The organism is Phenylobacterium parvum, assembly GCF_003150835.1.
GTDB classification, from domain to species: domain Bacteria; phylum Pseudomonadota; class Alphaproteobacteria; order Caulobacterales; family Caulobacteraceae; genus Phenylobacterium; species Phenylobacterium parvum.
This window is the reverse complement of sequence record NZ_CP029479.1, coordinates 1,958,469-1,973,378: the sequence shown is the minus strand read 5'-3', so window position 1 is coordinate 1,973,378 and position 14,910 is coordinate 1,958,469. Positions and strand designations below refer to the sequence as shown.

Below are 14,910 nucleotides of genomic sequence, written 5' to 3'. Positions count from 1 at the left end.
GGACAGCAGGCCGGGGAGGGCGCCGTGACGGAAGAATCTGAAATCCTGGAGGCCCTTCGCGGCCGGGTCCTTCGCGGGCTTGAGGCCCTTCGCGGCGCCTCGGGATGGGTCATTGGAGTCGGGGCGGTCCTGATCGTCCTCGGGGTCCTCGCCCTGGGCTCCCAGGCCTTCGCCACCCTGGCCACCGTGACCCTGGTGGGTGTCGCCATGTGCCTCGCCGGCCTCGTCGAGATCGTCCACGGGTTCCGCCAGCGCGGCACCGGACGGGCGCCTTTCTGGGTCCTGTTGGGGGCCCTCTACCTCGTGTGCGGAATCCTGGTGCTCCGCAATCCGACACTGGCGGCGGGGGTCCTTACCCTGATGCTCGGCGCCGGCCTCGCCGCCTCGGGCATCGTCCGCATCGCCCTGGCCTTCCAGGTCCGGCAGGTCACGGACGCCTGGGGATGGCTGGCCGCTTCGGGCGCCGCCACCCTCCTGCTGGGCCTGGTGGTTCTCCTGCAATGGCCGGCGTCCAGCCTGACGATCCTGGGCCTCCTGCTCGGGATAGACCTCCTGTTCGCAGGGTTCGGATGGGTCCGGGTGGGCCTGGGCCTGCGACGCCTGACCGGGCCGGTCGCTTCCGCCTGATCCCGGCGCGTGTGCAACGAATACCAGCTCAAGGTTCGGCGCGCCGACTATGACGCCGCCTTCCGGGGGGCAGGGGTCGACATCCTCTGGCGGGACGCCGAGCCCAACCGCCCACCGGACCGGCCTTTCCGGCCGACCGACCGGGCGCCGATCCTGCGCCGCGCCGCCCCGGGAGCCGGCCTGGAGGGCCTGGAGGCTCGCTGGTGGCTGGTGCCGGGTTTCCACCGGGGTCCCGCCTCAGACTGGAAGGCGATGTGCACCAACGCCCGCATCGAGACCGCCGCGACGACCCCCGCCTTCCGGGAGTCCGTCCGGTCGGGGCGCTGCCTCGCCCCCGTGACCTCGATCTTCGAGTACGACGCCCCGCCGGGGTGGCGGAAGGGCCAGCCCAAGCGGCGCTGGGAGGTCTCCTGGCCGGCGGACGCCGCGTCCGGCCCTGTCCGCTTCCTGGCCGGCCTCTGCGCCCGGTCCCGCCCCGCCGACCTGCCCCAGGGCCTCGACAGCTTCGCCGTCATCACCCGGCCGGCGGGCACGGACATGTCGCGCATCCACGACCGCCAGCCGGTCATCCTCACCCTCGCCGAGGGCCTCGCCTGGCTGGACCGTGGCGACCTGGACGCCCTGCCGGCCCCGGGCCCCGAGGGCTCTCTCGTCCTGGTCGAGGCGCCCAGGGTCTCCTGACCCCTGCCGCCGGCAGGCCCCCCGGATGGGAAGAAACAGCCCCCCAATTCCTCCCCCCAGGGGGAGGTGGACCGCCCAGCGGGCCGGAGGGGGTCTCCCGAGTCGCCGTTGACCCCCTCACCGGACTTCGTCCGGAGCTCCCCCTTGGGGGAGCAATTGCCGGGTCATTCCCTCCCGAGGGGGAGGTGAACCGCGTAGCGGACCGGAGGGGTCAGCCGAGCGGCCTGATCTCCCCTTCGTCCCGGCTCAGGACCTAGACCAGGCGCTTGCCGGCGTCGTCGATGATCGATCCCAGGTCGCGGGTCTCCTCGGCCAGGATCATGTCGTTGTGCGCCTTGCCCGAGGGGATCATGGGGAAGCAGTTCTCCTCCTTGGTGACGCAGCAGTCGAAGATGACGGGACCGGGATAGTCGATCATCTGACGGATGGCGTCATCCAGCTCGGCCGGGGTCCGGGCCCGGAGGCCCAGGCAGCCAAAGGCCTCGGCCATCTTCACGAAGTCGGGCAGGCTGGCCGAGTAGGAGTGCGAATAGCGCTCGCCATGCAGCAGCTGCTGCCACTGGCGCACCATGCCCATCCACTCGTTGTTCAGGATGAAGATCTTGATCGGCAGGCCGTACTGGATGGCCGTCGACATCTCCTGCATGGTCATCTGCACGCTGGCGTCGCCGCCGATGTCGATGACCAGGCTGTCCGGGTGGGCCAGCTGCACGCCCACCGCGGCGGGCAGGCCATAGCCCATGGTGCCGAGACCCCCGGAGGTCATCCAGCGGTTCGGCTCCTCGAAGTGGAAGAACTGGGCCGCCCACATCTGGTGCTGGCCCACCTCGGTCGTGATGTAGACGTCCTTGTCCCGCGTCAGGGCGTAGAGGCGCTCGATGGCGTACTGCGGCTTGATGCTGTCGGCGGAGGGCGCATAGCGGAACGACTTGCGCGCCCGCCAGGCCTCGATCTGCCGCCACCATTCCGCCAGGGCCCCGGCGTCGTTGGACAGGCCGCGGGCCTTCCAGGCGGCGATCATGTCCTCCAGCACGCTGGCGGCGTCGCCGACGATGCCGATATCGGCCCGCACGTTCTTGGAGATCGAGGACGGGTCGATGTCGATGTGGATCTTCCGCGAGCCCGGCGAGAAGGCGTCGAGCTTGCCGGTGACCCGGTCGTCAAAGCGCGCGCCGATGGCGACCATGACGTCGCAGTCGTGCATGGCGTTGTTGGCCTCGAAGCTGCCGTGCATGCCCAGCATGCCCAGCCACTTGTCATCCGAGGCGGGGAAGGCGCCCAGGCCCATCAGGGTCGAGGTCACCGGCGCGCCGGTCAGGGCGGCGAATTCCCTCAGCAGGGCGGCGGCCCGGGGGCCGGCGTTGATGACCCCGCCGCCCGTGTAGAGGATGGGCCGCCGGGCCCCGGCGATCAACTGCACCGCCTCGGCGATGCGCGTCGGATCGCCCTGGGTCCGCGGGCGATAGTTGTGGGCGTGCTTGACCTCGCCGGGCCCCTGGTAGGCGGCCTTGCCGAACTGGACGTCCTTGGGAATGTCGATGACCACCGGGCCCGGCCGCCCGGAGGTGGCGATGTGGAAGGCCTCGTGCATGACACGGGGAAGGTCCGCCGGGTCCTTGACCAGGTAGTTGTGCTTGGTGATCGACCGGGTGATGCCGATGGTGTCGCACTCCTGGAAGGCGTCGGTGCCGATCAGGTGGGTGGCGACCTGGCCGGTGATGACCACCAGGGGGATGGAGTCCATCAGGGCGTCCACAATGCCCGTGACGGCGTTGGTGGCCCCGGGGCCCGAGGTCACAAGCACCACGCCCGGCTTGCCGGTGGAACGCGCGTAGCCCTCGGCGGCGTGGGTGGCGCCCTGCTCGTGGCGGACCAGCACGTGCTGCAGGCGCGGCTCGTTGAAGAGCGCGTCGTAGATCGGCAGGACCGCCCCGCCGGGATAGCCGAACAGGACTTCCACCCCCTGGTCCACCAGGGCGCGCACGACGATCTCGGCGCCCGTCAGGGTCTCGGCGGAGGCGGCGGTCAGGGTCTGGGTCTGGGCGGTCATGTCGGGGGTCTTCCGAAGGGTGTCATGGGCAACAAAAAAGGCCCTCAAGGGGCCCGGGCGTGTGCGACCAGTCGCGGCTGACGGTGTCAGTCCGCGGCGGGCCGCCTGGCGAGTACGAGGACGCGACGCATGTGTCGTCTCCAAAAACAGGTCGAAAGGCTAGTGCCATGCCCCTGTCAGGGCGTCAAGTCAGGGTTCAGCGCAAGAAATGACCTCCACTGCGCCTCAGTCTCCAGGTCGGTAATCGTCGGCCAGCCGTCCATCCTGCCCCTCAGCCAGACCTCCTGGCGCTTGACGTAGTTCCGGGTCTCCCTCTGGCCGGCGGCGATGGCGTCGTCGAGCGAGACTTCCCCGGACAGGAAGCTGGCGATGGGCCGCACGCCCACCGCCTTGCAGGCGGGCAGGGCGGGGCCCAGGCCGCGGGCGACCAGGGCCCGCACCTCGTCCAGGGCGCCGCCTTCGACCATGGCGAGGAACCGGTTGTCTCCGCGCCGGTAGAGGGCCTCCCGCGGGGGCATGAGCCGCACGCCCCGCCAGCTTCCGGCGGGAAGGCCGCCGGCGGGCTCGGCCTGCCAGTCGCTGAGCGCCCGGCCCGAGGCGGCGAACACCTCCCAGGCCCGGCAGAGGCGCTGCCGGTCCCCCGGCAGGATCCGCGCCGCGGCGGCGGGATCGACCCCGGCCAACCGCTCCCGGAAGGCCGCTTCGCCCAGGGCGGCGTAGTCGTCTCCCGTCCGGGCCCGGACAGTGGCCGGAACGGCGGGAATGTCCGCCAGCCCGTTCACCAGGGCCTCGAAGTACAGGCCCGTCCCGCCGGCGACGATCACGTCGGTCCCCCGGGCGGCGAGGTCGTCGATCACCGCCCGCGCGGCGGCGACCCAGAGCCCCGTGGACCAGGCCTCGCCGGCGTCCACTGTCCCGACCAGGTGATGCGCCGCCGCCGCCAGGTCGGCCGCATCCGGCGCCGCGGTCAGGACCGGCAGGCCGCGGTAGACCTGCAGGGCGTCCGCCCCGACGATCTCGCCGCCAGTCAGCCGGGCCAGTCGCAGGGCCAGGGCGGACTTGCCGCTTGCCGTGGGGCCGGCGATGAGCCAGATGCGGGACGTCATGCAGATCGCGCTTACCCTTGTCGGCCAGGACCCGGCTGCGGCGGACGCCGCCGCGGGTCGGATCTCCGAAGCGCTCGCAGCCCGGGGGCGCCCCGTCAAGCCGGCGCCCGCGCCCGGCCCGTCGGCGCGCGAACTCCGCCTCGAGCCCGCAGACCTTCAGGACCTGCGCCGCGCCGCCCTGGAGGCGGCTTCCGGCCTGCCCGTGGACCTCTGCGTCCAGCCCGAGGAGGGACGTCGCAAGCGTCTCCTCCTGGCCGACATGGACAGCACCATCATTGCCTGCGAATGCCTGGACGAGCTGGCCGACTTCGCCGGCCGCAAGGCGGAGGTGGCCGCCATCACCGAGCGGGCCATGCGGGGTGAACTGGAGTTCGAGGGCGCCCTCCGCGAACGGGTGGCCATGCTGGCGGGCCTTCCGGAGTCCCAGCTCGAGCGCGCCTACGCCGAGCGGGTCCGCCTCAATCCTGGCGCCCGGACCTTCGTGCGCACCCTTGCCGCCTCAGGCGCCCACTGCGTCCTGGTGTCCGGCGGCTTCGACTTCTTCACCCGCAGGGTGGCCATCCAGGCCGGGTTCCACGGGGACAGGGCCAACCGGTTCGTCGTCACCGACGGCCACCTCACCGGCGCGGTCGAGGATCCCATCCTGGGCCGCGAGGCCAAGCTCGCCACCCTCGTCTCGGAGGCTGATCGTCTCGGGCTGGACCTGTCCCAGGCGGCCGCCATCGGAGATGGCGCCAACGACCTCGCCATGATCGGGGCCGCGGGCCTGGGACTGGCTTACCGCGCGAAGCCGGTGGTCGCCGCCGAGGCCGACGCCCAGATCGACCATGCCGACCTGACGGCGGCCCTCTACTTCATGGGCTTCTCCGAAGCCGAGTTCGTCCGCGACTGAGGGCTCAGGCCCCGAGGCTGAAACGGACCAGGTCAGCGGCGGCGTGCAGGTCGTCCACGATGCGGGCGCACAGGGCGTCCATCTCGTCGGTCGCCGCCAGCAGGTCCGGGACCATCACCGTCATCATTCCCGCCGAGGCCGCCGACCGGACCCCGTTGTGGCTGTCCTCCAGCGCCAGGCAGTCTGCCGGATCCACCTCCAGTCGCCCCGCTGCGACCAGGAATGGGTCCGGATGGGGCTTGCCCCGGGGATAGTCGCCCCGCGCCGCCACGGCGTGGAAGCGGCCTTCCAGCCCATGCCGGCCCAGGTTGAACGTCACGTCCTCATGCCGGGACGAGGTGGCGATGGCCCGGGGCAGGGCCAGGGCGTCCAGGAGGTCCAGGAACTCGCGCACCCCCGCCTTCAGGAAGTCCTGCCCGCGGGCGAGGGTGTGGAAGTGTTCCGCCGAGGCGTCCCACAGCCCGTCGACGTCGAAGTTCTCGCCGAAATGGTCCAGCAGCAGCCGGCGGCTGCTCTCTCCCGGCAGGCCGATCAGGCTGTGGAAGACGGGTTCGGGCATATGGGCCCCCATGTCCCGGGCGGCGGCGGAGAGAGCGTCGCGATAGAGGACCTCGGTGTCGAACAGCAGGCCGTCCATGTCGAAGATGACGGCGCGGGGCGGGCGGGGCAGGGGCATGGCTCCCTTGTCGGACGCCGCCGGCGCGCGGGCAAGGGCGCCTGGCGGGGGACCTTCGCCTCTTGTCTTCGCCGCCCGGCGACGGGATATGAGGGCCTCACGCCGGAAGGGACCCCGATGACCGCAGACGCTCCCATCGACCGAGCCGCCCTCCTTGCAGCCCTCGACGGAATCGTCGATCCCAAGTCCGGCAAGGGCCTCAACGCGGCGGGCCTCGTCCGTGGCCTGATCCTGGCGCCGGGTCGGGCTGGATTCATGCTGGAGGTCCCGGCGGGCGAGGTGGCCGACTACCAGCCTGTCCGTGACGCCGCCGAGGCCCTGATCGCCGGCCTGCCCGGCGTTACCCGCGCCCAGGTGGTGCTGACCGCCGAAGCGCCGGCCGGCCGGCCCAGCGCCACGGTCACCCCTGTGGGCGCCGCGCCCCAGCGCCGGACCGCCGCCCGGGTGTCCGAGGACCCCGCCGCCCGCCCGGCGCCGTCCGGAGAGGCCGTACGTCCCCCGCACGTCCGCCGGGTCATCGCCGTCGCCAGCGGCAAGGGTGGGGTGGGCAAGTCCACCATCTCGGTCAACCTGGCCGCCGCCCTCGCCGCCCGCGGCCTGTCGGTCGGCCTGCTCGACGCCGACGTCTACGGCCCTTCGGCGCCGAGAATGATGGGCCTGGATTCCCGTCCCGCCTTCAACGCCGACAAGAAGCTCGTTCCCCTCGAGGCCTGGGGCGTGAAGGTCATGTCCATCGGCTTTCTGGTGGACGAGGGCTCGCCCATGATCTGGCGCGGCCCCATGGCCTCCTCCGCCGCCCGCCAGATGGTGCAGGACGTCCTGTGGGGAACCGCTGAGGCGCCCCTGGATGTGTTGGTCGTCGACCTGCCGCCGGGTACGGGCGACATCCAGCTGACCCTGGTCCAGAAGCTGAAGATCGATGGGGTCCTCATCGTCTCCACCCCTCAGGAGATCGCCCTGATCGACGCCCGGCGGGCCGCCGCCATGTTCCGCAAGACCGAGACGCCCCTGCTGGGCGTCGTCGAGAACATGGCCTGGTTCGAGGAACCCTCTACCGGCGCCCGCATCCCGATCTTCGGCGAGGGCGGCGCCCGGGCCGAGGCCGTCCGGCTGGGCGTGCCCCTGCTGGCGGAAATCCCCCTGGAGACGCCCCTGCGGGCGGCCTGCGACGAGGGCCGGCCAGGCGTGCTTTCCCATCCTGACAGCGCCTCATCCCGGGCCTTCGCGGCGCTGGCCGCGGCGGTGGCCTGAGCCCCGGCTGAAACACAGCAATGGCTTCCCCAAGGGGGAGCTCCGGCCGGAAGCCGGGTGAGCAGGCGTTTGGTTTCAGAACCTAACGCCGGTCCACGGACGAGTGGCCTCCCGGCTCGCCGGTCAGGCCCTCAAGCACCGCAGCCTCGTCATAGGCCACCTCGGTATGGCCGTCGCGCTCGTCCAGCTGGCGCCGGATTTCGGCGTGCCGCTCGGCGTCCAGCTTGTAGCCGATGAAGCAGGCGCCCGCGAGCATGACGAAGACGATGGGTCCGACGATGTAGGCGAGCTCCAGGCCCAGGATCTGCTCTGGCGTGTTCTTCGCGCCGACCTTGGCGTCGTAACCGACCAGGGCCAGGACATTGAAGGTCAGGAAGATGGAGAAGGCGCCCGCCAGCTTGCTGGTCGCGGCCGTCAGGGCATAGAGCAGGCCGATCTGTTCCCGGCCGCCCTCGAGGCGGAGTTCGTCGCCGATGTCGGCTGTGATGGCCCGGGTCATGACCCCGAAGCCTGCGGCCAGTGCGCCCTCGACGGCCATGGCGGGTACGAACCAGGCGAAGCTCCCCTTCGGCAGGAACAGGAGCAGGATCAGGCCAATGGAGTAGAGGGTGGTCGCCAGCATCAGGGCCCGGTGCTTGCTGATGCGGTTGGCCAGGGCCGCCGTGAGCGGCGCGCCCACGAAGCCCGCGACGATGTAGACCATCAGCAGCAGGCTGGCGCCGGTCGGCGAGAAGCCCCGGGTGCTGGTGAAGAAGAACATGTAGAGGGCGGCCATCCAGCCGGGACCCAGGGTGACGAAGAGGTCCGCCGCCAGGATCCGGATGACGTTTCCACGGCTGAACAGCTTGGCGTAGTCGGCCAGGGTGAAGTGCGCCCCGTCGTCCCTGTTGATGGTCTCGGGGGTCGGGATCACGGCGATCAGGAGGGTGACCGGGATCATGGCGATCACGAACCATCCTATCGCCTGGATCGGGTTGACCCCTTCTACGCCCGCCTGTTCCAGGAGAATTGGGATGGCGAGGGCGGTCAGCGAGCCGATCACGCCCACGGCCGTGAGCACGCCGAAGATCCGTGACCTCTGTTCATAGCTCTTGGCCAGGACCGCGGCCCAGGCCGAGTGGGACAAGCCCATGATCGACTGGCCAAGGTACATCGCGAGCAGCCAGATGATCAGGTAGACCTGCGTCGCGCCCTTGGGCGCATTGTAGAGCATGTAGACGGCGACGATCAGGAGCGGCGCCCCAGCCACCATCCAGACCCTGTAGCGTCCGAACCGCGTCCGCGTCCGGTCCATGCCCAGGCCGATGATCGGGTCCAGCCAGATGTCCAGGAGCCGCACGATGCCAAAGGCGCCGCCGACAACCGCCAGGCTGACGCCCAGTTGGCTGGCGAAATAGGGCGGCAGCTGGACGCCAACCGAAAGGCCCAGGGCAGCCAGGGGAAGGCTGATCGCGGCGAAGGCCAGGGCCGCCGGCAGGCTCAGGTTATGGCTCGCCGTCGGCCGGTTCACGTTGGACACTCTGGACTCCCCCTACACAGCGCCCGGTGTTTCCGGGTCGCCAGAAGGATAGGCCGGGTTCCCCCTCTCAGGGCAAGGGGAAACTCCGGCCCCGCCCAGGCCTAGCCGCCCTGCATCTTGCGGAAGAACTTCCCGCTCTGCTCGCCGCCGTTCACGTAGGCCTGCTGGCCCGTGGGATCGGTGATGCGGGCGAAGTTGTCGCGCACTTCCTCGACCGACAGCCCGCCTTCACCCAGATAGACGCCTTCGGTCTCGTAGATCCGGGCCTGGGCGAAGGCGCCGGCGCCGGCGGTCATGACCACGCCGGTGGGGGCCTCTTCCGAGACCAGGTAGACCACGGCAGGGGTCACGTACTCCGGCTTCAGCTTGGCCAGGACCTCGGCCGGCATCAGGTTCTCGGTCATCCGGGTCGCGGCCACCGGGCTGATGGCGTTGACGTGGATGTTGTTCTTCTGGCCCTCGAGCTTGAGGGTGTTCATGAAGCCGATCAGGGCCAGCTTGGCGGCGCCGTAGTTGGACTGGCCGAAGTTGCCATAGAGCCCGGTGGACGAGGTCGTCACAACGATCCGGCCGTAGTTCTGGGCCTTCATGATCTCCCAGACCGCCTTGGCCGGCTTCACCGAGCCCATGACGTGGACATTCATCACCGCCTCGAAGTCGGCCATTTCCATCTTCGAGAAGGTCTTGTCCCGCAGGATGCCGGCGTTGGCGACCAGGATGTCGATCCGGCCCCAGGCGTCCATGGCCTGCTGGACCATGTTGGCGACGCCGGCGTCGTCGGTCACCGAGCTGCCGTTGGCGATGGCCTCGCCGCCGAAGGCCTTGATCTCGGCCACGACCGCCTCGGCCGCGGCGGAGGAGCCGCCCGAGCCATCCATCGAGCCCCCCAGGTCGTTGATCACGACCTTCGCGCCACGCCGCGCCAGCTCCAGCGCATGCTGCCGGCCGAGGCCGCCGCCCGCGCCCGTGACGATCGCAACCTTACCGTCGAAACGGATGTCAGCCATGAGAAGGCTCCCTGCCCAGAATTGAAGTCGGGCCGGGTTGTGCGGCGGCCGGGGCCGGGCGTCAAGAAGCCGCGGCGGGCACGGCCTTCGCGCCGGGCTTCAGGAACCGCACCAGTACGCGCTGGCCGATCAGCAGGGGCGCGCCGTCGGCGGTGACCACCACCTCGACCACCCGCTCGTCCTTGCGCTCGGCGGGGTCATCAGACTGGAGGCGCCGGGCGCCGAAGACGGCCGAGATGCGCGCCACCTTGCCGGGATAGGATTTCGCCGGATCGGCTTCGGGACTGATCTGTACGGCCTGGCCCTGGGCCACGGAGGGCAGGGCGCCCTCGGTCACCTCCACCCGCACGATGCGGGGCGCCTTGGGCTCCAGGTCGAACAGGGTGGACACGTTCAGGGTCGAGGCGCCGCTGCCCGGGTTGGCGTAGCGGCGGGCGATCCGGCCGTCGACCGGCGCGCGCACGATCGTCAGCTCCAGCTCGTACTGGGCCTGGGCCAGGGCCGCCCGGGCGGTGTCCACCGAAGCCTGTCCTGCCGCCAGATCGGCCTCGGCCTGGCGCACCTGGTCCTCGGCCTGGTCCAGCTTCTGGGCGGCCACGAAGTTCGAGCCCACCAGGCCCCGCAGGCGCTCGCGCTCCCGCTTCGCGGTCGAGACCGCGACCTCCAGGGCGGTGATCCGGGCGCGCGCTTCGCCAAGGGCCGCTGAGGCGCGACCGGCGGACAGGCGGGGCTCCTCGTCCTCCTGCCGGGCCAGGACCTGTCCGCGGACCACGTCATCGCCTTCGTTGACCAGGACGTCCCGGATGATCCCTGCGCGACGGGCGGCGACCTGGATCATGCCGCCTTCCACGTCCACCTTGCCGCTGGCCGCCGCCGAGTAGGGCGAGGATGGCGCGACAGGCGCGACGGGCGGGCGCGCGCCCAGCGTCCTCCAAACGACGAAGCCGCCGCCGCCAGCCAGCAGCACGGCCAGGACCCAAACCAGGGGGTTACGCAGCAGGCCAGTCATCGGGTTTCCTCTTCCGCTCCGGCGATCCGACCATCCTCGATATGGATGACCCGGTCCGCCCAGGCTTCAAGTCTCTGGTCATGGGTCACGCAGATCACCGCGGCGTCCTGTTCGCGGGCGGCGGTCTGCAGGAGGGCGATCACCCTCTGGCCGTTCTCGCCGTCGAGGGCCGAGGTCGGCTCGTCGGCGAAGATCAGCCGGGGTTTCTTGGCCAGGGCCCGGGCGATGGCCACCCTCTGCTTCTCGCCGCCGGACAGCTCGGCCGGGCGCAGGGTCAGGCGCGGGGTCAGGCCCACGGCGTCCAGGGCCGCCTCGGCCTGGCGGCGCGCCTCGCGCGGGGAACGGCCGGCGAACCTCAGGACCTGGGCCACCTGTTCCAGGGCCGTCAGGGCGGGGAACAGGTTGAACCCCTGGAAGATGAAGCCGCAGTGGTCCAGGCGGAAGCGGTCGATCTGGGCGGGCTTCAGCCCCCAGAGGTCCACGCCCAGGGCGTTCACCGATCCGGCGTCCGGGCGCAGGAGGCCCGACAGCACCGCGATCAGGGTCGACTTGCCCGAGCCTGACGGCCCCATCACCAGGGCGATCTCGCCGCTCCGGGCGTCGAAGTCCGCCCGGTCCAGGACGGTCAGGGTTGCGTTTCCGGACCGGTAACGCTTGGTCAGGCCCTGCGACCGGATCGCTGTCTCTCCGCTCATCGCAGCAGCTCCGCCGGCTCGCTGCGCGACAGGGCTCCGAGGGACAGGAAGCCCGAGACCAGGGAGATCGCCATCAGGAGCGCCGCGACGCCTCCGACATAGGTGGGGGGCAGGCTCATGTTGACATTGCCGAGGCGCGCCGCCGCCAGGACGCAGCCGGTAAGGACTGCGGTTCCCGCCAGGCCTGCAATCCCGACCCAGAAGGACAGCTCCACCAACACACCCCGCAGGGCGGGCATGGACACCCCCAGGGCGCGCAGGCTTGCGAACTCGCGGATGTTGGACGCCACCGCGCCGCGAAGGGTCTGGGAGGTGATGCCGACCCCGATGAGCATCGCAAGGACCAGTGAAAATCCCAGCAGGATGCCTACGACCTGTTCCTCCATGAAGGCGGCGCTGTTGGCCTCCGACAGGTCCTCGCGGAGCCAGGCGCGGTATTCACCGTTTGCTGCGGTGTTGAGAAAGTCCCGGACCGCTGCGGGGTCGCCGCCGTCCCGGATCTTCAGGAGGAGCAGGCCGGTCTTGTCGCCCCCCGTCATCAGCCCCAGCCGGATGAGCGTGTCCCGGGACACGAAGACCGTCGGGAGTTCAATGTTGGCGTAGCCCGACACCGCGGCTGCAACCTGAAGGGTCTGGCCCCTGATGATGACGGAATCGCCGACGCCGACGCCCAGCCTCTGGAGGGCGGAAACATCCACGACCACCGACAGGGGCGCCTCGAGGGCGCGCCTCGCGCTCTCGGGAAAGTCCACGGGAAGGGTGACGGACCCTGGCGCGGGATCGGCCATGGCCAAGCGGGCGTAGGTCCGCACCTGCTTGTCGCCAGGCTTGGGGATGTTGGTCCACTCGCCCACCTTGTCTTCCCAGGTGTCCACGGCCTCGACGTCCGGATGCAGGTACATCCGTGGGCGGATCCGGCTGGGCAGTTCCGCCTGGGTCGTTCCCATCAGGCTCTGGGCCTTGGGCGGCAGGATGATGATCTCGGCGGGCGAGCGGTCGATTGTGGCGGTGTAGGCGCGCAGGATTCCCGTCATCAGCCCGACCTGGGAAAGGATCAGCACCCCCGAGAACGCAAGCGCGATCACGGCGGCCAGATACCGTCGCCATTCGTGGACCAGCGTGGCCAGGGCCAGGGACATGGACGCTCCGCGGGGACCATTCCCCGCCTGCACCATTCCACCGACTGCGTTAACTGAAGGTAAGGCTATGGCCTGAACACCCGGGGTTTGCACCGGCGCCACGCCCGGGGGGTGGCCCGTTTGTCCCGGGCTCGCTAGAAGGCGGAAAAGGCGCCCCTCCCGGGCGCGGACGGATGCTGACATGACCTACAAGCTCGCTGGCGCCCTCGCGGCGGCCACCCTCTGCCTTCCCGCCCTTGCCCGCGCCGACGAAGGCATGTGGACCTTCGACGCCTTCCCCTCGGCCCGGGTGGAGCAATCCCTGGGCGTGAAGGTCGACCAGAAGTGGCTGGACCGCGTCCAGGCCGCCTCCGTGCGCCTCACCAGCGGGTGCTCGGCCTCTCTGGTCTCGCCGGATGGCCTCGTCCTCACCAACCAGCACTGCGTGGTCGACTGCGCCCAGAACCTGTCCTCCGGTTCGGCCGACTACGTGAAGGACAGCTTCCTGGCCCGCACCCGGGCCGAGGAGCGCACCTGCCCCGGGGTGCAGGCCGAGATCCTCCAGACCATCACCGATGTGTCGGCCGATGTCGCCAAGGCGACCAACGGCCTGTCCGGCGGCGACTTCATCAAGGCCCGCAACGCCGCCTACGCCCGCCTGGAAACCGCCGCCTGCGGGACGGATACGACCGTCCGCTGCCAGGTCATCAGCTTCTACCGGGGCGGCCAGCACAAGCTCTACCGTTACCGGAAGTATTCCGACGTCCGCCTTGTTTTCGCTCCTGAACTCAGCGCCGCCTTCTTCGGGGGCGACCCGGACAACTTCAACTTCCCGCGCTACGCCCTCGATGTCGGCTTCCTGCGCCTGTACGAGGACGGCAAGGCCGTCCGCACGCCCCAGCACCTGACCTGGAAGGCCCGCGCCCCGCTGCCGGGTGAGGCGACCTTCGTCTCCGGCAACCCGGGCTCCACGGACCGCCTGCTGACCGTCTCCCAGCTCGAGACCCAGCGCGACCTGGTCATCCCGGTCAGCCAGCTGCAGCGCTCGGAGATGCGCGGACGCCTGATCGAGTTCTCGCGCCGCGACGCCGAGAGCCGGCGGATCGCCACCGATTCCCTCTTCGGGCTCGAGAACGGCTTCAAGGTCTTTTTCGGCCGCCAGTTCGCCCTCAACACGCCGTCCCTGATGGACGCCAAGCGGGCCGACGAGGCCGACCTGAGGGCGCGCGTCGCCGCCGACCCGGCCCTGGCCGCCCGCATCGGCGACCCCTGGTCCGAGATCGCCGCCATCCAGAAGGTCTACGGCGACCAGTACCTGCGCTTCCGCCAGCTCGAGGCGGCGTCGGGGGGATCCTCCGACCTGTTCAACTTCGCCCAGATCCTGGTCCGCGGCGCGCGCGAGCGCACCCTGCCCAGCGCCGAGCGCCTGCCCGAGTTCGCCGATGCCCGCCTGCCGCTCCTGACCAAGCAGCTCCTGGACTCGACGCCCATCGATGCGCCCCTCGAGCAGCTGGAGCTGGAGTTCTGGCTCCTGAAGACCCGCGAGTACCTGACCGCCGATGATCCGGTCACCAAGCTGCTCCTGGGCCGCGAGAGCCCCGAGGCCCTTTCGGCCGCCCTCGTCTCCGGCTCGAAGCTGGGCGACCCCGCCGTCCGCAAGGCCCTCTGGGAAGGCGGCCAGGCTGCGATCGAGGCGTCTGACGACCCCATGATCCGCTACGCCCTCCGCATCGACTCCGAGGCCCGCGCCGCCCGCAAGTCCTGGGAGACCCAGGTCTCGGCCCCTACCGAGGCCGCCGCCGCCCGTATCGCCACCGCCCGTTTCGCGGTTTACGGCGACAAGGTCTATCCGGACGCCACCTTCTCCCTGCGCCTGTCCTACGGAAAGGTCGCCGGCTGGACCTGGCGCGGGACCGAGGTCCCGTCGACCACCCAGCTGGCCGGCCTCTATGAGCGCGCCACCGGCGCCGAGCCCTTCCGCGTCGCCGACCGCTGGCTGGCCGCCCGCGACCGGATGAAGCTCGACACCGTCTTCAACTTCGTCACGACCAACGACATCATCGGCGGCAATTCCGGCTCGCCGGTGATCAGCGCCAAGGGCGAGGTCCTGGGAGCCGCCTTCGACGGGAACATCCATTCCCTCGGCGGCAACTACGGCTATGACGGAACCCTGAACCGGACCGTGGTGGTCTCCACCGCCGGCGCCACCGAGGCCCTGCGCCATGTCTACGGCGCCGACGCCCTGGTCCGGGAACTCGGGGTCCGCTAGGGCCGACCAA

The 14,910-nt window shown here is 70.5% G+C and carries 13 protein-coding genes; 5 read left to right on the top strand and 8 right to left on the bottom strand.

What is annotated here, in order from left to right:
- Positions 1 to 24 precede the first annotated feature (24 nt).
- Together HYN04_RS09380 and HYN04_RS09375 are read left to right on the top strand one after the other, a co-directional pair.
- Positions 25 to 627: an HdeD family acid-resistance protein gene (locus HYN04_RS09380; RefSeq protein ID WP_199285942.1), complete on the top strand. Its 603-nt coding sequence runs from the start codon at positions 25 to 27 to the stop codon at positions 625 to 627.
- A 9-nt stretch (positions 628 to 636) separates the two neighbouring features.
- Positions 637 to 1,308 (top strand): SOS response-associated peptidase, encoded by a 672-nt coding sequence (locus HYN04_RS09375; RefSeq protein WP_110450517.1) that lies wholly within the window; start codon positions 637 to 639, stop codon positions 1,306 to 1,308.
- 253 nt (positions 1,309 to 1,561) lie between these two features.
- On the opposite strand, the gene HYN04_RS09370 is transcribed toward HYN04_RS09375, so the two are convergent.
- Both HYN04_RS09370 and miaA read right to left on the bottom strand, forming a co-directional pair.
- Positions 1,562 to 3,358, bottom strand: a complete 1,797-nt coding sequence (locus HYN04_RS09370) for an acetolactate synthase 3 large subunit (protein WP_110450516.1) — start codon at positions 3,356 to 3,358, stop codon at positions 1,562 to 1,564.
- A 176-nt stretch (positions 3,359 to 3,534) separates the two neighbouring features.
- Positions 3,535 to 4,464 (bottom strand): tRNA (adenosine(37)-N6)-dimethylallyltransferase MiaA, encoded by a 930-nt coding sequence (gene miaA / locus HYN04_RS09365; protein ID WP_110450515.1) that lies wholly within the window; start codon positions 4,462 to 4,464, stop codon positions 3,535 to 3,537.
- On the opposite strand from miaA, the gene serB reads away from it, so the two are divergent.
- Complete coding sequence (serB, locus tag HYN04_RS09360) at positions 4,442 to 5,356, top strand: phosphoserine phosphatase SerB (RefSeq protein WP_110450514.1); 915 nt, start codon at positions 4,442 to 4,444, stop codon at positions 5,354 to 5,356. The genes miaA and serB overlap by 23 nt on opposite strands.
- A 4-nt stretch (positions 5,357 to 5,360) precedes the next feature.
- Here serB and HYN04_RS09355 read toward each other — a convergent pair whose 3' ends face one another.
- Complete coding sequence (locus HYN04_RS09355) at positions 5,361 to 6,032, bottom strand: HAD family hydrolase (RefSeq protein WP_110450513.1); 672 nt, start codon at positions 6,030 to 6,032, stop codon at positions 5,361 to 5,363.
- 117 nt (positions 6,033 to 6,149) lie between these two features.
- On the opposite strand from HYN04_RS09355, the gene HYN04_RS09350 reads away from it, so the two are divergent.
- The gene (locus tag HYN04_RS09350; RefSeq protein ID WP_110450512.1) at positions 6,150 to 7,283 is read left to right on the top strand and encodes an Mrp/NBP35 family ATP-binding protein; all 1,134 of its coding nucleotides are present in this window, start codon (positions 6,150 to 6,152) and stop codon (positions 7,281 to 7,283) included.
- Between the two features lie 82 nt (positions 7,284 to 7,365).
- Here HYN04_RS09350 and HYN04_RS09345 read toward each other — a convergent pair whose 3' ends face one another.
- The 5 genes from HYN04_RS09345 to HYN04_RS09325 all read right to left on the bottom strand — a co-directional run bounded on the left by HYN04_RS09345 (position 7,366) and on the right by HYN04_RS09325 (position 12,652).
- Positions 7,366 to 8,802, bottom strand: a complete 1,437-nt coding sequence (locus HYN04_RS09345) for an MFS transporter (protein ID WP_110450511.1) — start codon at positions 8,800 to 8,802, stop codon at positions 7,366 to 7,368.
- Positions 8,803 to 8,903: 101 nt separating this feature from the next.
- Positions 8,904 to 9,809: an SDR family NAD(P)-dependent oxidoreductase gene (locus tag HYN04_RS09340; protein WP_110450510.1), complete on the bottom strand. Its 906-nt coding sequence runs from the start codon at positions 9,807 to 9,809 to the stop codon at positions 8,904 to 8,906.
- A 61-nt stretch (positions 9,810 to 9,870) separates the two neighbouring features.
- The gene (locus HYN04_RS09335; RefSeq protein WP_110450509.1) at positions 9,871 to 10,818 is read right to left on the bottom strand and encodes an HlyD family secretion protein; all 948 of its coding nucleotides are present in this window, start codon (positions 10,816 to 10,818) and stop codon (positions 9,871 to 9,873) included.
- A complete protein-coding gene (locus HYN04_RS09330) occupies positions 10,815 to 11,513 on the bottom strand; it encodes an ABC transporter ATP-binding protein (RefSeq protein ID WP_110450508.1) in 699 nt (232 codons plus the stop codon). Before HYN04_RS09330 ends, HYN04_RS09335 begins: the two co-directional genes overlap by 4 nt.
- Complete coding sequence (locus HYN04_RS09325) at positions 11,510 to 12,652, bottom strand: ABC transporter permease (RefSeq protein WP_110450507.1); 1,143 nt, start codon at positions 12,650 to 12,652, stop codon at positions 11,510 to 11,512. Before HYN04_RS09325 ends, HYN04_RS09330 begins: the two co-directional genes overlap by 4 nt.
- Before the next feature lie 181 nt (positions 12,653 to 12,833).
- Between HYN04_RS09325 and HYN04_RS09320 the strand changes: the two genes are divergently transcribed.
- Positions 12,834 to 14,900, top strand: a complete 2,067-nt coding sequence (locus HYN04_RS09320) for a S46 family peptidase (protein WP_241962603.1) — start codon at positions 12,834 to 12,836, stop codon at positions 14,898 to 14,900.
- Positions 14,901 to 14,910 lie beyond the last annotated feature (10 nt).